This is a genomic window from Photobacterium minamisatsumaniensis (genome assembly GCF_050336695.1).
Classification (GTDB): Bacteria; Pseudomonadota; Gammaproteobacteria; order Enterobacterales; family Vibrionaceae; genus Photobacterium; species Photobacterium minamisatsumaniensis.
Genome location: NZ_JAKJSI010000063.1, coordinates 1 through 21,998, shown reverse-complemented (window position 1 = coordinate 21,998; position 21,998 = coordinate 1). Strand labels below are relative to the sequence as shown.

At 38.6% G+C, this 21,998-nt stretch carries 16 protein-coding genes and 1 pseudogene; 7 read left to right on the top strand and 10 right to left on the bottom strand.

What is annotated here, in order from left to right; all coding sequences use genetic code 11:
- Positions 1–35 precede the first annotated feature (35 nt).
- Together L4D78_RS26200 and pdxY are read right to left on the bottom strand one after the other, a co-directional pair.
- Positions 36–527, bottom strand: a complete 492-nt coding sequence (locus tag L4D78_RS26200; RefSeq protein WP_428469653.1) for a peptidylprolyl isomerase — start codon at positions 525–527, stop codon at positions 36–38.
- Between the two features lie 458 nt (positions 528–985).
- Positions 986–1,840, bottom strand: coding sequence for a pyridoxal kinase PdxY (gene pdxY, locus L4D78_RS26195; RefSeq protein WP_428459194.1), 855 nt, complete (start codon positions 1,838–1,840; stop codon positions 986–988).
- Between the two features lie 256 nt (positions 1,841–2,096).
- Here pdxY and L4D78_RS26190 point away from each other — a divergent pair, with 256 nt between their 5' ends.
- The gene (locus L4D78_RS26190; protein ID WP_428469652.1) at positions 2,097–3,611 is read left to right on the top strand and encodes a peptide MFS transporter; all 1,515 of its coding nucleotides are present in this window, start codon (positions 2,097–2,099) and stop codon (positions 3,609–3,611) included.
- Positions 3,612–3,677: 66 nt separating this feature from the next.
- Here L4D78_RS26190 and L4D78_RS26185 read toward each other — a convergent pair whose 3' ends face one another.
- Positions 3,678–5,138: a multiheme c-type cytochrome gene (locus L4D78_RS26185; RefSeq protein WP_428469651.1), complete on the bottom strand. Its 1,461-nt coding sequence runs from the start codon at positions 5,136–5,138 to the stop codon at positions 3,678–3,680.
- A gap of 209 nt (positions 5,139–5,347) precedes the next feature.
- Between L4D78_RS26185 and L4D78_RS26180 the strand changes: the two genes are divergently transcribed.
- The gene (locus L4D78_RS26180; RefSeq protein ID WP_428469650.1) at positions 5,348–5,716 is read left to right on the top strand and encodes a spore gernimation protein; all 369 of its coding nucleotides are present in this window, start codon (positions 5,348–5,350) and stop codon (positions 5,714–5,716) included.
- Between the two features lie 27 nt (positions 5,717–5,743).
- On the opposite strand, the gene L4D78_RS26175 is transcribed toward L4D78_RS26180, so the two are convergent.
- Positions 5,744–6,142, bottom strand: coding sequence for a nitrous oxide-stimulated promoter family protein (locus L4D78_RS26175; protein ID WP_428469649.1), 399 nt, complete (start codon positions 6,140–6,142; stop codon positions 5,744–5,746).
- Positions 6,143–6,382: 240 nt separating this feature from the next.
- On the opposite strand from L4D78_RS26175, the gene L4D78_RS26170 reads away from it, so the two are divergent.
- Both L4D78_RS26170 and L4D78_RS26165 read left to right on the top strand, forming a co-directional pair.
- On the top strand, positions 6,383–6,676 hold the full coding sequence (locus tag L4D78_RS26170) for a hypothetical protein (RefSeq protein ID WP_036826689.1): 294 nt from the start codon (positions 6,383–6,385) through the stop codon (positions 6,674–6,676).
- A 314-nt stretch (positions 6,677–6,990) separates the two neighbouring features.
- Complete coding sequence (locus L4D78_RS26165) at positions 6,991–7,635, top strand: thiopurine S-methyltransferase (protein ID WP_428469648.1); 645 nt, start codon at positions 6,991–6,993, stop codon at positions 7,633–7,635.
- A gap of 112 nt (positions 7,636–7,747) precedes the next feature.
- Here L4D78_RS26165 and purT read toward each other — a convergent pair whose 3' ends face one another.
- Positions 7,748–8,923, bottom strand: a complete 1,176-nt coding sequence (gene purT / locus L4D78_RS26160) for a formate-dependent phosphoribosylglycinamide formyltransferase (RefSeq protein WP_428469647.1) — start codon at positions 8,921–8,923, stop codon at positions 7,748–7,750.
- A gap of 319 nt (positions 8,924–9,242) precedes the next feature.
- On the opposite strand from purT, the gene L4D78_RS26155 reads away from it, so the two are divergent.
- The gene (locus L4D78_RS26155) at positions 9,243–9,647 is read left to right on the top strand and encodes a hypothetical protein (RefSeq protein ID WP_428459187.1); all 405 of its coding nucleotides are present in this window, start codon (positions 9,243–9,245) and stop codon (positions 9,645–9,647) included.
- A gap of 125 nt (positions 9,648–9,772) precedes the next feature.
- Here L4D78_RS26155 and L4D78_RS26150 read toward each other — a convergent pair whose 3' ends face one another.
- The 3 genes from L4D78_RS26150 to L4D78_RS26140 all read right to left on the bottom strand — a co-directional run bounded on the left by L4D78_RS26150 (position 9,773) and on the right by L4D78_RS26140 (position 13,089).
- Positions 9,773–10,747 carry a TAXI family TRAP transporter solute-binding subunit gene (locus L4D78_RS26150; RefSeq protein ID WP_428469660.1) on the bottom strand — a complete coding sequence of 325 codons (975 nt, stop codon included), beginning with the start codon at positions 10,745–10,747 and terminating at the stop codon, positions 9,773–9,775.
- Positions 10,748–10,830: 83 nt separating this feature from the next.
- Positions 10,831–11,415: a sugar O-acetyltransferase gene (locus L4D78_RS26145; RefSeq protein ID WP_428469646.1), complete on the bottom strand. Its 585-nt coding sequence runs from the start codon at positions 11,413–11,415 to the stop codon at positions 10,831–10,833.
- Between the two features lie 291 nt (positions 11,416–11,706).
- Entirely contained in the window at positions 11,707–13,089 is a 1,383-nt protein-coding gene (locus L4D78_RS26140) for an MATE family efflux transporter (protein WP_428469645.1), read from the bottom strand.
- Between the two features lie 602 nt (positions 13,090–13,691).
- Here L4D78_RS26140 and L4D78_RS26135 point away from each other — a divergent pair.
- On the top strand, positions 13,692–16,778 hold the full coding sequence (locus L4D78_RS26135; RefSeq protein ID WP_428469644.1) for a hypothetical protein: 3,087 nt from the start codon (positions 13,692–13,694) through the stop codon (positions 16,776–16,778).
- Between the two features lie 336 nt (positions 16,779–17,114).
- Here the strand turns inward: L4D78_RS26135 and L4D78_RS26130 are convergent, their stop codons facing one another.
- A complete protein-coding gene (locus L4D78_RS26130; RefSeq protein ID WP_428469643.1) occupies positions 17,115–18,269 on the bottom strand; it encodes a hypothetical protein in 1,155 nt (384 codons plus the stop codon).
- A 31-nt stretch (positions 18,270–18,300) separates the two neighbouring features.
- Positions 18,301–19,428 carry a hypothetical protein gene (locus tag L4D78_RS26125; RefSeq protein WP_428469642.1) on the bottom strand — a complete coding sequence of 376 codons (1,128 nt, stop codon included), beginning with the start codon at positions 19,426–19,428 and terminating at the stop codon, positions 18,301–18,303.
- A gap of 230 nt (positions 19,429–19,658) precedes the next feature.
- On the opposite strand from L4D78_RS26125, the pseudogene L4D78_RS26120 reads away from it, so the two are divergent.
- A pseudogene (locus L4D78_RS26120) lies at positions 19,659–21,998 on the top strand (hypothetical protein); the annotation flags it as partial.

Here is a 21,998-nt window from a genome sequence, read left to right as displayed (position 1 = left end):
ATCAGTGCCACAGAAAAGAGCGGCACTGATTGATATTATTTGATTGTAACGGCTTCGATGATAATTGAATCAAGTGGTACATCATCGTGGCCATTTTTCGATGTTGTGTAGGTATTTGCTATGTTATTTACAACATCCATACCCGCAGTTACCTTACCAAAAACGGCGTAGCCCCAGCCTTGGTTTGTGGTCGCTGTATAATCAAGGAAATCATTATTTTCTAAATTAATGAAGAATTGCGCTGTAGCTGAGTGGGGGGCATCGGTTCTTGCCATGGCAATTGTGCCAATAGTGTTTTTTAGTCCACGATTAGCTTCATTAACGATAGGCGCGCGAGTTGGCTTTTCTTGCATGTTTTTGGTAAATCCGCCACCTTGGATCATAAACCCTTTGATAACACGGTGAAAAATAGTGCCAGTATAGAAGCCATCTTGGCAGTATTTTAAGAAGTTCTTTGAACTAACGGGTGCAGTGTCCATATTCAGCTCAATATCGATATCGCCGAAATTTGTAGTGAGGGTAATCATATTTTCTATAACCAAATCGCTATACATTGAATCTTTCAGTATACGTAATCAGTGCTTTGAACTGTAGTGGTAATTATAGAGAGCCGATAAACGATAGTTACAGGAGATAGAAGTGTGAGCTTGAATAAGTATCAAATCAGTGCTCAGCATGCAAAAAGGTCACAGCGCATGAGATCATTAATTACAATTTGGAACATTGTAATAATAGGCATAAAGAGAGTGATGGATGCAAGAAGTCGAAGATTAAATACTTTTTCAGGCTGTGTTTTGGTCTCGGGGCTGCTAGCGGTTTAGGCGGTGGGCAAGAGTATAAATGTACGCAATGTGGTATGAAGGCGAACAAAAAGGATAATGAGTCGGTCATCACCGATGATGGTGACTACTGATGGTCGTAGTTACTCGCATTAATAGCGAACAATTTGATTAGTTGTTCGCTATTTGACGAGATAGTGCTGGAACTATAATGCTGTGACAGTGAAATTAATTGTCGGCTCTACAATTTCGTTTTGTGCTGCAATAGTTTGTAATTCCCATTCACCTCTATCAGAAGTTGCTTTTAAAATGGCATAGCAAGCATCGTTACAGTGCGCAAAGGCTGCTTCTGGGTTGTTACGCGCGAGTAACTGGCCAGTAAACAACGAAGAAATTAAATCGCCAACCCCGACAGGTTGTTTATCGAACTTAAGGTGTGGACGCTGTGCCAGCCAGCAACCATCCTGAGTCGCGAGCATCATCGAGAACTTCTCATCAGAAACACTGTGTAGGTGCTTGACCAGCACGACTTTCGGCCCCTTGGCTAAAGCACGTTTACAGGCTGTCATTGCATCTTCCAGTGAGTGAATTTCCATTTCAGCAAACTGACTTAACTCAAATTGATTAGGCACGATAATGTCAGCCATTGGCATTAAGGTGTTGATAAGATGCTCAGCGATGCCTGGTGCAACGATACAGCCTTTATCTGGTGCTCCCATGACAGGGTCACAAACATAAAGTGCACTCGGGTTTGCAGCTTTTACTTTTTCTACCGTATCTTTTATTGCAAGGCATTGCTCAGCACTGCCTTGATAACCACTCAGAATTGCTTCGCAATTCTCAAGTTGTCCAATAGCTGCCATACCTGAAACAAGGTCGGTGATGTCATCTGCATGGAAAGCACGACCCGTCCAGCCCTCTTTATATTGCGTATGGTTTGAAAATTGTACGGTGTGAATAGGCCAGACTTCATACCCCATTCTTTGTAGTGGGAACACGGCAGAACTATTGCCTGCGTGGCCGTATACAACGTGTGATTGAATAGACAGTATGCCTTTCATGTGTAGATTCCTATTGGGTATGGTGATATTGGTTCTGATAATAATGGGACTTTTCTTATATCACAATCACTTAACGAAGTAGATTGTGCTAGATATGGAAAATCACGACAGTCACTTACTTTTCTGCCTCAATCTCACATAAAAGCAATTTTTCACGTTAATCAATGTGTTTCTATGCGGTTTGTTGCACTTGATCTCAGTATTAACGGTTGCTCAATGCTAGTTTTTGCAGTGCATTGTATTGAAGGAGTATATCATGCAAGATGCAAACACTAGATTCCCTTTTATAGCTAGAGTGTTAATCTTAAGGCAGTTTCTGTGGGGAGCTGCTTTTTACGGTACATATGTACTACTAACTAAGTATTTTCTTGTTGAACTAAATTATAGCGAAGCCGATACCATTATGATGATGGGGGCATTTGGCGCTGTTGGACCAGTATTTTCAGCTGTTGGTGGTTTTGTTGCTGATCGATATATAGGCTCGTTTCGAGCGGTATATATCGGCTATACAACCTATACAGTTGGCTTTTTTATACTCGGGATAGGGGCGAGTAGCCTAAATATTCCATTGAGTATTTTTGCTATCGCCTTGATTGGTTATGCTAGGGGGCTTTCGGCCACAAGCCCAACGGTATTATTAGGCAACTCATATTCAAGCACGAATCGTGATGCTTTCCAGCAAGGTTTAACTGTAAACTATTCGATAAATAATTTAGGTTCGTTTGCTTCTAAGTACCTATTTCCTTTTATGGTGGCGTTTCTTGCTTATCGCGGTAACTTTTATATTGCTTCCGGTTTAATGTCTATTACGCTCGTGCTTTTTGTACTGTTCCGCGACCACTTTATTGCATCGGGTAATGATATTGACCGACGCTCAGTAAGCTTAAAAGTATGGGTTATATTTTTTGCTGGCTCTATAGTCATGCTGGGACTGGTTTTCTGGGTGTTTTCGAATTTAGATGCTGGTAAGTATTTATTATACGCCTTGGGATTCAGCGCAATTGGCTATTTTGTTTTTGAGATAACTCGTGCAACCAAAGCGTTTCAATATAAGATGCTGGCTGTACTTATCATGATTTTTATTATGATCGTATTCTATTTTTACTACGGTCAAATGCTAACATCGATGAACATCTATGCGATAAACCTAATGGGAGACAGCTTACTTGGCTTTATTCCTATTCGCCCTGAGTCAAACGCTGCGTTTAACCCGCTATGGTGTTTTGTACTAGGTGGCCCAGTTATTTTCATTTACGGCTGGCTAGAGAGAAAAGGTTTCAACCCATCCATACCAACTAAGTTCTCTGCTGCATTTTTGTTTAGTGCTATATCGTTTTCCTTATTGGGCTTATCAACCAACTTTGTTGGTGAATCAGGCAAAATTTCTGCAGACTGGATTTTATGGGTACATTTCTTCCAATCTTTAGCGGAGTTGATTGTGGGCGCTTTGGGGGCTGGCTTTATTTTTGAAATGGTGCCGCGTTATTTGTCGGCATTCGCCATTGGCTTGCGCTCTGTTGCACTCTCGTTAAGTGGGATCTTAGCGGCGGTTATTTCAACACGTATCGCGTTACCGAAAGACCAAGTGCTGACGCAAGATATTATAGAGAATGTGTATGCCAGCTACTTCTTTAATCTTGCAATTATGGCTGTAGTCATGGTGTTTGTGACGCTGGCATTATCAAAAGTGATCACTAATTTGGTACGCAAAGGCGAAGAGTTGGAACAACAAAATAAAGATGCTGAAGATGCATTAACAGTGCAGCATTAATTTAAATCTGCTTGAATTAAAACGCCGGTTAATCCGGCGTTTTTTGTTACGGCTATTTAGTTGGGATTAATTACCATTGTTGATGAGGGTTGTTCGGTTATCTAATACACCGATGGTTGTTGTAATAGAGGTCATATCGACAACATCAACTTCAAGCTCTCCTTCTCCTAATAACTCATCCACTAACTTTTGCGAAAATGGCCAGTATTTTAACGTGGCGCTTAATGTCATATCTTGGGTAACCCCTTCGGGTATTAAGAAGGTATATTCAACAATGGAGTAGCCTTTAGGTGGGATTCTTGTATCAGATAGAATTCGATCAACCTCCCATACATTCAGTTCCACAACATCCCCATTGTTATCGCCTAAAGTCACTTTGAAGTTTCGTGTGTTTTTTTCAGTATGACCATCTTCAATAGCACCAGACCGGTAAATGATGGAAGAGTCAGGGCTTGATACCGTAAAATCAACCCATACCTCACGGCCTTCAGGAAATCCCGTGGGTAACTTATGGCCTGCACCCACATTCGTTACTTTTACTTTCACTGTAACGAGCTCGCCTGCATTCATCTGCTCAGGTAAATCAATAAATTCAATTTCAGCGGCAGATCGAAGCATTGAACGAGCTAACTCGGCACTTTCAGGTTCACCGAAGTAGTTATGTAAGGTTGAATTACCGCCGGTGAATTCATGGGAATAAATATGTTCACGTTCTTTACCCATGATGGCCGATTTACCTGGGTTACTACTGATTCCTGGGCCAGGTGTCATATGACAATCTTGGCAATGTATTCCTTGTTCATTGTAAACACTCTCTTGCCATTCATCGTAGGTACGCTCAATGGGTGTACTGTTGAATGGATGAGAAACATTATGGCAGGTAGAGCAAAACTCTGAACGTGTATGCAAGTCAGAGTATTCGGTTTGGTGATAAGGTGATGAGGCATCACGGCGTGGACCTAATTTTACGTGTTTTTGCTTATTAGGGCTAAGAACATAAGCACCATTATCCTGTCCCGTAATTCCACTGATATTATGGCAAACTTCACAATTCACGCCTGGCAAGTGTTCTTTCGTATCAATCATTTTTGCACTGCCATTCATACTTGTCATGCCGATAGGGCTATGGCAAGCAATACAGAAATTATCTATCTGCTGGTCGGTTGCTTTGCTGGCTCGCTTAAATAAGGCTTGGTAAATGGGATCGTCCCATGAATTAGCCATAGCAGAACGTTTCCACTGTTGGTAAATTTCACTATGGCAACCTTGGCAAACCTCAGGTTTCTCAAACATATCTGGAGTGAGTGTTTTCCCACCTGTAGTGGCTCTAGATGGGAAGTAGGGCAATGTTTCAGCTATTTCATCGGGAGATAGAATCTTATATGGCTTTATCCATTTAGTATCATGATGAACGTCTTGGGAATAACCAAAGGGTGTCAGTAAAAAAGATAACAAAAATAGTAAGACATGAATTTTCCTACTGACTAGCTCTGTAGTTAGGGTGTATTGGCTACCATTTGATGTCATGATTTTATCCATACCTATGTCTAATAACCTAGCAATAAGAGTATAGAGAAGACAACTTTGAGACGGTGTCACGAAAACAAAAAATAAGCGTATAAAAAGTCTGGTTATGTGCCGCGATCCACGAGATAGCGAGCGATATAGAGAACAGCGTTGCAGCTATGTTTTCTTTCACTTTATAATCAGTAAAAATAAGAATTAAGGAGAATAGTGTGAAGCAAGGAATGAAAGCTGGGATAGTTTTTCTACTGTTAGCCTTCGTTACGGGTTGTAGTGAAGAACTACAATTAACAACGACGCCAATACAGAACGTCGAGAAAATACAGGTTACTGCAAATACTCTTGATGTTTATTGTGTAACGGGCATTTGTAAATTTGAATTATCAGCCAATATGGAAACTCAAATTACAGTCAATATGCACTACAGTGACACAAAAACCTTCGAAAAAATTGAGGGCGTGAGTGTGACTGGAAAAATGGGCTCGACAGTTAAGGTTGTCGATGAAAACACATTTGAAATGGCATTAGCGGGCAGTGATGCCATTTCTAAAATTCAAGTTGTCGATTATTACCGAAATTGATACCAGTAGCTGGTGCTTTAAAGCACACTATTTAGAGCGCGCCTGAGCAGTACGTTTATGCCGATTAGATGCATTTGCTGGTGGCTTGGGATCAACGACTTTCTTGCCAGCCAGTAAGTGCTTAATCGCCAAAATCGGATGTTTGAATATCATTTTTGGCCCAGCGTAAAGCATGATGGCTTTAGAACGTGCTTTATAGTCAGGTTTATAGCAATGAATAGGGCACAGTTTACAAGTCGGCTTGTTGTTGCCATATGGACAGCGATCTAGGCGAGTATAGGCATAGTCTAAAAAGTCGTCACATTCGCTACAAGGCGTAGTTTGATCGTGGTGAGCTTTACAGTAAATGTTTACCATGGCTTTTATGGTCTTAAACTCCACGTTTAAATTGGAGTAAAGAAGGTCGCAATTTACTTGTTTTTTCATTGGTTCACCTTCTCAATGAATGGCTGAAAATGTAGGAAAAACCACAAAGGTATATTTGTAATGTAACTTCTTTTAGTGCATTAAAACATGACATATATCGTTATTTGCATGGTTAAAATGGTAGATATTGTTAATAGAACGAAAAAAACATAYAAATATGCCAATAATCAGCCCCGTATGGGTTGATTTCATTGGTGTGTAGCAGTAGTATCCGCACCTCTTTTTTTGTGGTGGTGTACTATGAGCAGATTTGAATGCCTAGAAAGAATTGTCGACGAATACCGTAAGAAAGTTCGTGACGCGGAGTTTAATAAACAGAATGACAGTGAAGTCGCTAAAGTGTTGGTTCTGCTTGTTGGAAACTCTATGTTCAACTTGGCAGATGAATTTGCAGATTGGGTGAATCGTGGTGGCGATCGTAGCTACGGCGGTAAGTTTTTTGTTTCTAAGCAACTTATGACGTTGTTAGAGCCTGTGACTTTCCGTGGTGTGACGGTACGTCGAGACTCGATTAAGTTATTCCGAATTTCATAATTCCGATGACCCAATATCGTTTATTCAATGACTCTCATAGAAAGAAAAGTTGAAGAACAGATTTTAATTGGTTTTTAGAAATAAAAACCAATTAGCAAAAAAGGATGCTTAGGCATCTTTTTTTGTATCTAAAGCTCTCCAAGCTCGTTATTTGAACGTTTTGGCTGAAATGCGAACTTGGGGTGGAGTGTGATGAGAAAACACCTTAGACGAGGCTCTGGGCGCTTTAATAGGCCTTCAAACTTGTCTGAAGTAGGGTGCTTTGGTATAACTCAGGTATAAGACAGTCAGTCACATAAAAGAGATAAGAATAAATGGATGCAGAATTTTGGCATAGCCGCTGGGCAGAAAACCGAATAGGTTTCCACCTTGATGACATCAACCCTGCTTTAACGAAGTATTGGTCACAGGTGAATGCGAACCGAGATGACGTTGTATTTGTCCCTATGTGTGGCAAATCGGTCGATCTTACATGGTTGGCTGAAAAGCATAACAAAGTGATTGGTGTTGAGCTGAGTGATATTGCTGTACGCACCTTTTTTACTGAGCATTTTTATACCCCAATGGTAACAACGCTTGGTAACCACCAAACCTTGTATGAATTTGATGAAATCAGTATTTACTGTGGCGACTTCTTTTCAACGCAAATAGATCCAGCCGATGTGGTTTATGACCGTGCAGCGTTGATTGCAATGCCTGAGTCAATGCGTAAATTGTATGTAGAAAAGCTTCTGTCGCTGGTGAAGCCGGGTGGGCGTATTTTATTGGTTACTCTCGATTACCCACAAAATGAAATGGATGGGCCTCCATTCTCTGTACCAAGTGTTGAAGTTGAAGCATTGTTTACCAACTGCAAGATCACCCATTTGGGGCGTTACGATGCTGATGAGACACACCCACGCCGTCAGCGTGGCCTTACTCGTTTTGCTGAAGAAGTGTGGCTGATTGAAGTTAACTAATGCCTTCTATGGTTTTAGGCGAGCTTATTTAGGACGGGTCAGAGTTAACAAAAAAGGAGCTATATTAGCTCCTTTTTTAATGTTTACGTATCAATAGTGACAGCGTCACAAATTAGAAGGTAACTTTTATATCCGCTGCGGCTGCAACTGAATCTTCAATTGCTTGTTCCACACTGTCACGGCGGGTTAAAGCAACACCTAAGCGACGTCGACCATTGATTTCAGGTTTTGCAAATAAGCGTACTTGCGTATTAGGGCGTGCAAGCGCAGCGGTTAAATTATCAAAACGAATATTGCTTGATACGCCTTCTGCAAGAACAACTGCTGATGCTGATGGGCCAAACTGATTAATCGAGTGAATAGGTAAGCCAAGGAAAGCGCGAACGTGAAGAGCAAACTCAGAGAGCTCTTGAGAGATAAGCGTTACCATACCAGTGTCATGTGGGCGAGGGGATACTTCACTGAATAGGACCTCATCGCCTTTCACGAATAGCTCAACACCAAATAGGCCATAGCCGCCTAACGCGTTAACGACCTTCTCGGCAACATCTTGTGCGGCCTTTAAAGCGGATTCAGACATTTGTTGTGGCTGCCATGACTCACGGTAATCACCATCTTCTTGTCGGTGACCTATTGGTGCACAGAAATGAATACCATCTACCGCTCTTACTGTAAGAAGCGTAATTTCATAGTCGAACTCGACAAAGCCTTCAACAATGACACGCCCAGCGCCAGCACGGCCACCTTCTTGTGCATACTGCCATGCAGTTTCAATGTCTGCAGGTGTTTTTATAACACTTTGACCTTTGCCCGATGAACTCATGATTGGCTTAACAACACAAGGTGTGCCAATGCGTTCAACAGAAGCTGCAAAGTCGTCAAACTGATCTGAGAATTCGTAAGGTGAGGTTGGGATAGATAGGTCTTCAGCGGCTAAGCGACGGATACCTTCACGATTCATGGTCAGTTTAGTGGCATTTGCTGTTGGTACGACATTTAGACCATCTCGCTCAAGCTCGACTAATGTCTCTGTTGCAATTGCTTCGATCTCAGGCACTACATAATGTGGCTTTTCAAGTTCAATAACATGTTTTAATGCTTCGCTGTCAAGCATATCAATGACATGGCTACGATGTGCAACTTGCATAGCTGGTGCGTTAGCGTAACGATCTATGGCAATAACTTCTAGACCAAGGCGTTGGCATTCAATCGCGACTTCTTTACCTAACTCACCAGAACCAAGAAGCAGCACACGTGTAGCATTTAGACTTGTTGCAGACCCTAACATCGAATTTCCTTACTGGGTGTAGTCAAATTACCTAGAATCATACAGTATTTTCGTACTCACGCAAACGTTTGCTATTTGTGGGGGAACAATCTTTTTCCCCGTTTTTTCATTGGTTAAGCACAATCATGATTAGCGAATAATTAAGCGGCACTTTACGCTTTTTTGCGTAAAAACCATTCGCATTCATCACTGACACTTCTATTAAACACCGTTCATAATTTGTCAAAGTTATGTCATATCTGCCTAGTCAGGCTCGAAATTTGGGAACTTTCTCGTTAAGTTACTACCAATTTCGTCTGAATAGAGCAGTAGTATCGTCATGAAAAAAGCGTTAATTGGCTTAGGTTTATTATGTGCATTACCAATACAGGCACAGGCTTCACAAGCTTTGGGTATGTTTTTTGGTAGCCCAATGTCTGGTATTCAGTATAAGCACCATGATTTACGTTTCTCATTGGGCATTGATGACTTTGGTTTGGCTTTCGATAAGACATTTAATTTAGGATCACTTACTAATGACCCTGGTATGAATAACTTGTATACATTCGTCGGTGCTCAGTATGTCGATAAGAAGCATAATAAGTTAGGTGTACGTGGCGGTGTTGGCTTTGAAGTACCAGTTAACAGTTTTGAGTTTTATGGCGAAGTGGGCCCAACGTTATATGTTGTTGAAGATGTCAATTTAGAGTTGGAAGGCCAATTAGGCTTTAGGTTTCGCTTCTAGTAACGCTAAGCGTTGTTATAGGTTGTTGTTATAGGTAACAGCGGCGCCGATATTTAATGGCAATCATTAATAGTGTCTATCAGGCTGTCATCGCCTGATAGACTAAAATATTATCCAGATTGGTATTACTCTTCTTTGATTAACCCTGCTTCTTCATAATATTGCTTTGCACCGTCATGCAAAGGTGCAGAGAGCCCATCTGTCGTCATTTCAGCTTTGTTTAAATGGGCAAAGGCAGGGTGTAATTTTTTAAATGTATCAAAGTCGGTAAATACAGATTTGACGACTTGATAAATAAGCTGCTTATCCACGGCGGCTGAAGACACAAATGTTGCCCCCACGCCAAATGTCTTCACATCGTTTTCTGACCCTTTGTACATGCCCCCCGGTACAGTTGCGACCCGATAGAAATCATTTTCATTGACCAGCTTGTCAACAACAGGACCAGCGACTTCCACTATTACGCTATCACAAGATGTTGTTGCTTCTTTAATTGCACCGCTAGGGTGGCCTACGGTATAAACCATGGCGTCGATTTTATTGTCGCAAAGTGCCTTCGATTGTTCAGAAGCTTTGAGTTCAGCAACCAAAGTAAAATCTTTTTCAGTCCAGCCTAGTGCCGCCATAAGCACTTCCATGGTGCCACGCTGACCTGAGCCCGGATTACCAATATTGACGCGCTTACCTTTAAGGTCAGCAAATGTTTTAATGCCGGAATCAGCCCGAGCTACAACCGTAAAAGGTTCTGGGTGAATAGAGAATACTGAGCGAAGCGATTTAAACGGGCCTTTAGATTCAAATTTACTGGTTCCGTTATAGGCGTGATATTGCCAATCGGATTGAGCAATCCCCAAATCTAACTCGCCAGCCCGAATCGTATTGATGTTGTAAATTGATCCACCCGTTGACTCAACCGAGCATCTTATACCATGGTCTTTTCGGTCTTTGTTAACTAAGCGGCATATGGCGCCGCCAGTTGGGTAGTAAACACCTGTTACACCACCAGTACCTATGGTAATGAATGACTCTGACAAAGCAGCCGGTGCGAATAAAAATACGCTAGCACTAATTAAAGAGGTTACCCAAGTGCGTATAGTCATCATTATGTTTCCGTCTAAACAAATATTATGACCTTGTATTTTAGTTGCTTATCCGCTTGCTCTTTGTCATGCATATAAGAAAATTACTGATGACAGGCTTTATCGTTTTCTGTGATAGCCCTAATAGCCACAGCAGGAGAGCCGACACACACTGAGTTCGATGGCAGATCTTTAACCACAACGCTACCTGCGCCCACAACAACGTTATCGCCAATGGTGACCCCAGGGCATACCGACACATTAGCGCCAAGCCAAACATCATGGCCAATTGTGATTGCTTTTGCGTATTCATCGCCCCTAGCTCGAGCAACGGGATCTAAAGGGTGGCCGGGGGTCGCTATAACAACATTGGGGCCGAATAAACAATTATCACCAATTGATACTGCTGCGCCATCTAAGATCACGCAGCCATGATTACTATAAAAGTTTGAGCCAAGTTTTATGTTGTAGCCGTAATCACAATAAAATGGCGGTTCTACCCATGCATCGGTTGAATATCCGATAATTTGGGATAGTAATTCTTGATGTGACTTTCTATCTGTTGGGCACGTTTGAGATATTTGAAAGCATAACTTTTTGGCTTTGCTTCTATCTTCGGTTAGCTCTTCATCCCAAGAAATATAAGGTATACCTGCAAGTAATTTTTGTTTTTCTGTTAGTTTGGTCATAGGGAACTCAGAAGTAGAAACGTTTCGACAGATGAGTGTAACATTAGTAGGTATAACGCTCAACAAGGCTGTTCACTGCAGTATTACCTATTTGGGTCTTGGTCTTATTTTTCAATTGGTAATGAAAGCGAACAAAGCAATAATTATCGCAGCCCCAAACCATAAACGGTTTGGGGCACCCAGAGGAATATAAAAACCTTGTGTAGTACAAGATCTTACTAACAGTCGTACTACATGGTCACCAAAAATTCATACTACGGGCATTTTGAATGTTACGAATCTATCGAGAATTTAAGCCTCGGTGGAGAGTTGACTGTTGTGGTCTTGATTACGTTGAATGTCGTTCCAGACTATGGGGGCAACTATAATTGTTAATAGTATATTAGAGAGTGGTACTGACAGCCAAATACCGTCAATACCAATCCATTTCGGTAATAAAAGTAAGAACGGGAGCTGAATAATCATATTACCGATCGAGATCGCAATAGCTTTGTTTCCTTGATTTACGGACATAAAGTAGACAGAAGAAAGCGCAAGAACCCCGTCTAAGAACATCGCAAAAAGATGAAGGCGAATTCCCTTGATCGTTTCTGCTGCCAAGGTGGGATCATTGCTGCTAAATAGACCGGTGAGGTAATGAGGGAATATATTAAGGAAAACGATTGAAGCAATACCCGTGAGCACAACCACTCTGGTTGCAAGTAAAACGGTTGCTTTTATTTTATGTGTTTTACCCGCTCCAAAATAGTAGCTGACAGGGGGCTGCATGCCGCTAGCAACGCCTTCGGCTAATAAGTAATACATCGTCATTAGGTAGCCTACAATTGCAAATGCTCCAACATGCACAGAGCTACCGTACTCCATAAATAGTTTGTTATGCATTGCGACAATAAAACTAAAATAGGCATACATGAATAAACTAGATGCACCTAAACTTATCGTTTTTAACGCGATATGACAGTTAAATTTAAGATCACTCCATCGAAGCTGGAGTTGTGAAAATGAGGAAAAAAAGTAGAAGACGGCAATAATAGTGATAGTGAACTGAGAAATGATACTTGCTATAGCTGCACCTCTTAATCCCATATCTAGATGGGCAATAAACAGGTAATCAAGCACAATGTTCATAATAGTGCCTAATAACATAAGAAAGGTTGAAAAATTCGGATTATCATCGTTTCGGATCAGCATTGGTAATGCGCTAGCAGCAATAGTGAAAATTGCACCTTTGCTAAATACTTCTAAATATTGGCTGCTTGTATAGAAGGTTAATCCAGTCGCACCTTGAGCAATCAAGAAATTAGAGGTGAAGGTAGTAGCAAAGAACATTGCTAAAATACCAGCAATTATGATTAGGGCTAACCCAGTAAAAAGGGCTTGTTGAGCTTTTATATCATTCATCTCACCACGATAAATGGATATTAGGCTTCCGGAACCCATGCCAACTAATAATCCTAGCCCAATGATAATACCAATAATAGGCCAGGCTACATTTATTCCTGCTAGACCTTCAAAACCGACATAGTGACCTACAAATACGCCATCAATGACCTGATATAATCCATTAACCAACATCGCAATTATTGAAGGGATCGCGTAACGCCAAAATGTTTTTTTTATGCATATGTTGTCAGTGGTTGAAATTTCTTTGTGTATGTTTTTAATTACTATCATAGTTATGCTGTTACTTTCGTGTGTTATTTAGTATGTTTTAAGAATAAGAATAAGAATAAGAATAAGAATAAGAATAAGAATAAGAATAAGAATGGATGAAGATTGTGTAATCCTGAAAAATAATATCAACGTATAATACCTATAAAAAATGTAACTACAATTGTTATATGGGGTAAATCACATTTTATCATATGGAATAATAATATTATTTATCTTTTTAATGTGTTATTTGAAGTGTAGAGGTATATTAAAATTCAAAGAGGGGGGCATCTATTTTAAGTTGAAAGTAATAAAGTGTTATTTTTATTTTTTCACATGGATGTTTGGAAAATTAAAGGCTTACCCCTATTACTTAAATCTAAAGGTGTGATTTATTTATGTGTTTAATGTCAGTGTGTTATGAGTGTTAATTTATATTAAAATCTTAATGTTAACCTTAGTGCCAGCCTTCATATTAATTAAATGTGTTTTTACTCTATCTGAGTTGAAGGCTGTTTCTTGTGGGTTATATAATGACCGCAATCAGCATCCGATGATGTGTATATTATTTATAAGTGGTCGAGATGATATTGTTTGATCTCTCTAGTAAAGGTAAGAAGTAAATGAATTTATTACTGAAGAAGTTAGCCATAATATTTCTTTCAGGAGCTGTACTATTAACAACTGGTTGTGGTGGTGGTGACTCATCAAACCCTTCAACTGGTGATGATAAACCGAAGGAATTAGAGCGAGCTCAATTAAAAGCTGAAGACTTGAACGTGACATACTTGCCTGAGGCAAAGTTCACACCAAAGATAACAAACCAATTTGGGAAGTTGAAGTTTCAAATAGCTGAGGGTGAAAGTAAAGATATTGTTTCCGTTAACTACAGGACTGGATTAATTACAGTGTTGAGTACTGGAAATACGCGTATTAATGTTGAAGATGAGAGTGATAAATATAAAAACTCATCTACATCTTTCGCAGTAAATGTGAGTAAAACGACTAACTATAATTTGTCAGCTCAAGATATGGTTATTTCAGCGATTGAACAAGAGGATAAATTCATATCCGTTCAAGGCGCGAAAGGCTCGCTTTACTATGAGGTCTCTGATGATAGCTTCGGAATTGTAGATGTCGATTCAGCTACAGGAAAGCTAACCCCAATACAAGTAGGGCGCGCCGAGGTACATATTACAGATCGTGGTAATGATCTTTATGAAGAAACAACAATAAAATCGTTTATTAACATTGTTGCAGTAAACCCAGATAGTTTAACCTATGCAGACTTAGAACTTGAATATGTTGAGGGCCTAGTATTATCACCTAATAAGCTAAGTGGTGGTGATCAAGGTAGCTATTACTATGAGTTTGCAGAAGACTATGAAAATAGTACTGTTGTATTGTTGAACAAATCGACAGGAAAAATGCAAATAAATCACGTTGGCGTAGTGATGATTAAAGTGACTAACACACTAGGTGATAGTTATTCTGATCCTGAACGGATCGCATTTTTTAAAATCGAAATTGTCCCTGCAGAGCGACCTGAACTAATAATTACTAATTATAGAGAGGAATACTCCCCTAATAAGAAGGTAGAACCAGCAGTAAACAATGCGAAGGGACCTATTGAGTATCGTGTTATTGACGGTCACGGCGTTATCGTTATCGATAGTGTGACTAAGCTACCAAAAATTGTTGGTGTTGGTGAAGCACTACTAGAAGTAATAGATCAGCAGAATAAAAACTATGAGCCATCACAGGTCTTATTTTTAATCGCAGTTTCGAAAGCACCTCACCCTGGGCTTAATAATAAGACAGAGGATCATGTATTTAGTGAGGAGGCGCATTTACGTGAAATCACCCCTCAGATTGCAGGGAAAAAAGGACAGCTGTCTTATAAAGGTAAAACAGGAATAGTTGATATTAAGGGTGAAAAGCTTGTTATCAACCAAGCTGGTACAGCGAAGCTGAAAGTAACAGATAATGGTGGTGAGTATTACTTATCAGCAGATGCTGAGTTAATCGTGAATGTTGCAAAGGGGACGCATCCGCTTTTTAAAGTTGGTCAAATTAGCGAAACTTTTTCATCAAACAACTTATGTATACCATTAAGCAAAGCAGGTATAAGCGGTAATTATGGCGTTTTGGCTATTGAGCTGAGTTCAGGCCAAGAAACGGGCATAGCAAGCTTTAACAAAGAGGAGCAATGTATTGCTGTTCAACGTGCTGGCTCAGTAAAGTTTGATGTTGTTAGTTTAGAAAGCACAAACTACTTACAGTCTTCTGCACACACTTTACCTGTAGTGATTACAGAAGCTGATTCTTCTATCTCGGTAGAACAAAAATTTGAAGTAAAGTTTGCGAAAGGGCGGCCTGTTATACCTGCACCAAGCGTAATTGGACAAAAAGGAACGCTTAGCTTTCAGATTGACCCCAAAAATCCAGTATATGATGTAGTTCAAGTTGATGCTAAGACAGGGGATATGACTATTTTGAATGCTGGAACAGCAATTGTTGAAGTTACAGATAGTGGTGGAAATAGCTTTAAGCCAGCAAAAACAACGTTTCCTGTTAAAGTATTGCCTATTGAAAACCCGGTATCAGTGGTCTACGAAGAAACTGACTATGAGCAGCATAAACAGGTCTTTGCAACCGTAACCAATGCGGAGTCAGCGTTATCCTTTTACCTCGAAAATGCTTACAATGCACCTGTAGAGCTGGTGGATAAAACTAGCGGGGAGTTGAAAGTTAAGAAAGCGGGAACGTATAAGTTAATGGTGACCGCCAAAAAGAGTAGGAACTACTTAGAGTCGAAATTTGACGTTGAATCGAGCGTGGTGAAGGCGATGCACCCCGGTATAACGGCCGATGACGAGGTATTTTATTTCGAACCACTAAAAGAAGTGTCACTGGAATTACCTGTTGCACAAGGTGAACGTGCTTATGCAGTTAAAAACAAATCTTCATCAGATATAGAATTTGCATCGATTAGCCCTAATACTGGTTTGTTAACATTATTGAATTATGATCCTCTACTAAGTGAAACAGTACTTGACCTTCATGTTTCGGAGGAAGAAAGTAATAATTATCAGTCACTGGCACCATCAGTTGTCAAGCAAGTAATGGTTAGGGCGCCTCAAAAAGGACAGTCAAGTAAGGATGTAGACTTAAAAGAAGACTACGAGGTTGTAGCTAGTACTATTAACGGCAATGCAAGGTATAGAAACCTAACTCGAACAAGTATGCATTTTTCAGGTGTTGCAAAGGTGTTGCCTGCAACGGAAGAAGAGCGTAAAGATTGGGGAGAGGGCAATTCTCTTTTCCTAATCATGAAGCCTGTCGGCAATGATTCTGTAGGCGAGCGCAAAGTGATTAGAGTTTTTGTACAACGGTACGTTGGTTGTAGCAAAGACGTCTATGAAGAGAATCTCGAGAATATCGAAGCTAAGCCTCTAGATTCAAATAGCTACTGTATATGGACTGAAACGAATAGATTTATGACGTACCGTATCCTTAATAAAGAAGATTTAGGTGCGGGATCGTGGGAAACAGTCACGCCATTTGTTGTTTACCAGAAATCGGAGATTCCATTCGCCCCGACAGATAACGGTGGGATTTTAGTTGATGGAGGTGGCACGAGTATTGGTGGTGGCAAAGGTTCTAAGTTAATTGAATGGAATCGAATTGAATTAACGATTAATAACTGATAAATCCAACCTTGAGTTAATGCTGGGCAGTAAAGATACAAATGCTCGGTTGAAGGTTCCTCTGAAGAAGTCTAAATCCGAGTGTATTCATATACTCGGATTTTTTATTCATGTTCTTAAGCTCTCGATGTCATCAAGAAATGCAAGTATACATACTCCTTTTAGATAATTGAGTAAGCATATTAAATTATCTATAACGTAATGATGAGAAAGTATAAATTGCACTTGAATCACGGTGTTTTTGAGAAAAGATTAGCATGCTGTCGATTTAAGTGCTCATTTATATCATAAGCAGGTGAAAGTAATAAACTCCGCCCCTAAGGGACGGAGATATAACTATTCGTAAATATGTAATTTTGTATCACCATCATCAAATAATAGAGAGACTTGATGTTCTGTGCCATATTCATCAATAAGGGTAAGTCTGCGTTCTTTAATATCATCTTTTATCGAATCGTTGATGATGTAAGATTCAAACCTTTCCCAACCTTTTTTACTCTTTGCTCTCTCTATTGTTTGGCAGTCATTTACCCAGATAGATTCTTCTAGCCAGCTATCATAGATCTTTTTCGTTGCTTTACAAAATAGGTCGTTGACTAATAAAGTATTTTCATAGCGTTGATATGTAACTACATCAACAATGGGGTTAGCTACCATCGGATAATGAACTGTTGCAGAAACAAGTTCCATAGTATTTGCAGAGATAGAAAAAACGTTATTCAATTTATGTCTGTCGACAATGAAGTTATGTGTTGAGCTAACATGGAGCCCATCAACTTCAATTTTTTGTTGATACATAAAAGCCTTATCAGTTGAAAAATCTAAAGCCATTGAATCTATAATAGAGTCAATGTTCTGTATCTTCTTGATTGGTTCAAGGTTTTTATTCGCCAGCACTAAAGAGTCTACTCGCATATAATGCTTCTGATCTTTTTCCCAAGGTTCAAATCGAGAACCTCTAACTAATTCAAAATCTGATGGTAGGTATTTAAAAGGAGGAATCGCGGATAGAGCAACATAGGCATTAACAGTTTCATTGTCGCAAGTCGACTTTATTGACTTAGTTGATGACTTTTTTGCAGTCAATTCAACACAAATATCTAAATCGTACTCTGAGCCTAATTCAGCTGATATATAAAATACCTCTGTATTGTTGCTTATGTTATAGTCTTGATTGTTATATTTTCTATCAGTTATTTGCTTTTTATATTCATTTAATTCTTGTGAAGAACTCCAACCATAATCTTCGAGATCATCACGATAATAAAGGCGCTTGAGTTTAATGTCTTCCACCTCATAGCCATTGGCAAGATCATACTGTACATATACAGCGGTTTGCATTTTCCCATTGGCATAGAACTTTCCATCATGGGTATTTGTTATCTTTAATGACTTAATGCCAGATATTGGTGGTGGTCCAGGTATTTTTGCTGATATTATTTGGCTATAAAATGGAAGAAATGTGAAAATCAAAATCCATAGTAATTTCATAGTGAATCCTTAATAAATTGTTAGGTATAATCTATTGGTTTGCATAATAATCTAGGTAAAGATCACCGTGTTTTAATTCGAGTTGAACAGTGTGTTTAGTGCCAAAAACATCTATCAGGTTAAACTTTTCAACTTTTCTTATATCGTAAAGGTGATTGTTATACATACCTTTTCCTAGAGGATGCCAATAATTAGGATTCCCATTGTGTAGTAGACAATAAAAGTAATTCTCTCTAGATTTCGATAAATCACAAAGTACCTCATTAAGAAGTGTATAATCTCGATAAGTCTGATAAATTAATATGTTTGCTACAGCACTCTCTGAACTCAGTGGATATTTAATTTTGTAATCATGAAGCCTACCTCTACTTGGCGTCAAAGTAGAGAGTGTTTTTACTGTTTTATGATCTATAAAATGAGCGCCGGCATAGTTAACAGTATTCCCCTGCCGATGATCTGATAGAGGAAAAATATGAGAGTTGGGCATGAGTGACTCTTCGTCATAGAGCTTCATAGCTGTGTGGTTTGATAAGTCTGGCGTCATTGAGGGTAAGCGTTCATTGGCGATTAATGCGTCAACACGAAAATATTGGTCTCCATCATGAGGGTCAAATCGAGGACCTCTATCAAGCCTAAAATGACGATTATCATAGATTACAGGCTTAATAGCGCTGAGAACTTGGAATGCATTTATGGAGTTTTTACCACAGGTTGATACTGTCTCGATTTTTAAACCGTTTGTGGCCTCTACGCTAACACATACTTTCATGTCAGAATAATTTTCATCTGCTGAAATATAATATGAATCAACATTACTTGATAGATGATCTGATACTAATATATCATCAGAATATTGTGTGTTAATTGATTTTAAATAATTATTTCTTCCACTCTTGCCGACATGGAACCATTTATAGTTTTCTATAGGTTCCAATGTATCATAATTACTGAAATTAACGTTTTTCAGTATATACCCATCTTTTAATGAATATCGTACACCGACTTCTGACTGCATAACACCGTTAGAGTAGAACAAACCACTCTTGGACGATTTTATTATTTGCAGGCTTTTTACAGCACTACTAGCATTTGCTAAGCCACTCGATATTAAAATGGCGCCTGTAAAGATAGTTGGTATGAACTTACTTTTATACAACATTTATAATCCTTATATGTGTGGTGATTATCACCATTTAATAATAATATGTTGTTGATTGCATAATTAAGACAAAATAATATAACCATTAAAATTTAACATTAATTAAAATTAATGGTTATTAATTGCCGTAATCAATATTATAAAAGTCATTAAACATCGGCTAAGTCATAAAAGTTACATACTATAAGGCTATACATAATTTAGTAGACATTAACTAAGAAATAAAAAACATGATTGAAAGTAATGCTTTTAACTTTTCAGAATATATAAATTCAGGGGTAGACGTCAGAACGGGCACATACTCTGTGTCTGTCGGTATGATGACACTCAAGGCTAATAACTTGGCGGGTCCCGACTTTACATTAATGATAAGTTATAGTATGAACAACTTATCTGATATTGGTTTCGGACAAGGGTGGGCTATACCCATCAGTAGATTTGACAAGAATACTTATACCTTATCATTAAGTAATGGCCAATCTTTTAAAATAGAGTGGAATGAGAAAACAGGAATGTTTGACATACCCTATCGACGTCTAAAAGATATTGCAGTTTACTACCTTTACTCAGAAAGCCAGATTAAAGTTGTACACAAAAATGGTGAAATAGAGATAATTGATTGGGAAGAAGGCACAATACATCGAAAGTATTCTCCTCACGGGAGATATATTACTTTTCATTATCATTATCAAAATTTTCAGCGACGGCTATATAAGATAGAAGATGAGTTGGGTAACTATATTTATATAGATAGCGGGAGTGATAGGTGGGAAACAAGAGTTTATTTATATACAGATGATAAAAAGGAAAGAACCGTAATAGCTTATAAAGGGGATGGTGGAGGGCATCAACGTCTTAGCGATGTGTCTTTACCTGATCATTCTGACTTATATACAAGCATTGAATATACATACTTAGAGAAGGCCGCATGTGATGTTATTACAAGTGTCATTCACCCTAATGGACTGATAGAAGAAATGTCATATGAGGAACTTGGTCATACGACTCCTCAAGGAAGCCCTATTAAAAATGTCCCGAGGCTCAATGAATATATATATTATCCAGGGGAAAATGAAGAAAAAAGAAATGTAACATATACATATAGCGATAAGAACTATTTAGGGTTTGCTAGCGATCAGGTGTACCAACCCGGTGAAGATACATTATTTCATGCGAAGAGTAATTATATATATTCTTCGACAGAGGTCATTAATGAAAAGATTTCAATAACAAAAACATATAACAAATATCATTTGYTAATAAAGGAAGCGTATTCAAATGAGGATGAGGCTTATCAAATTATCGAATATACTTATTATGCTGATACTGGTATAAGCATCTCAGATCAACCGGCGCAATATAGTTTTCTTCAAGGAAAGTCAGTAACTCTTTTACTTGATGAAGAAAAACGTATACTGAAAGAAGAGTTTAGCTATGATGAGTGGGGTAATCAAACCTGGTATAAAGATGAATCTGGTGTTGAAACAACTATTGAATATTATCCATCAAAACGAAGCATTGGTTGTCCAAAATCAAATCATAATTTTGTCAGTAAARTTAAGAAATTAATTAACTTTAGTAACTCAAATAGTCTTGAACAATCAAAAACCTTCATATATACCACTTTCCCGTCATTGCTTGATGGAGAAAAAGTTATTGTTTTGAAACGTGAAATATCCAGCTCAGGGATCACAAGAACAATGACTTACCATACAGATGAAACCAACAGATTAAGATATGCAAGAATAAAGAGTAAAAACGTTATATTTAATGAACTCACAGAGAGTTTAACCTATTCATATGATCTTAACGAGACTGAGTTTAAGATCAAAACTTCTATAGAAACACATGATGAATTAATACGGACTACAAGTGAATCTTTTAGTCTTATCAGTGGCGTTTCACAAATTATATCGAATAAAAAAGACCACTACATTGATATAAAAACGAACTCATTAGGTTCTATAATAAATGAAGAATATTCTATTGATGGTAAAGTTTATTCATTAAAAAAATTTGATTATACTGTAGGCCCTAATAATAATTATATTACAGAAACATGCTCAGAGAATCCAACAACGCTATCATATTTCAATAATGCGGGGAATCTATATAAAAAAGAGATTGTTCTTGATGGTGGAATAAATAAAATACTATTAAATAATTATTTTAATAATTTTGGTCAGCTTATAAAAAGTGAAATTCATGATTATTTTGATAACGAACAAAAAACATTAACAACAACGTATAAGTATGATATTTGGGGAGATGTATATCAAACAGATAATCCTGATGGTACAACAGCATATAGCATTAATGATCCTGTTTCTCTGACGCGTACAACCTATGTTGAAGGTCATACCAAAACCATTTCTCACATTAATATTGCTGGCTTAGTCGTAAAAAAAATAATATATGATATTGAGGATGCAGTAATAAATACTACTACACATGAATATGACTTAAGAAATCGTTTAATTAAAACTGTTACTCCTACATCGTCCACAATTAAGTACAGCTACGATACCTTAGATCGTTTGATCTTGAAGACAATGATACCAAGTATTAAA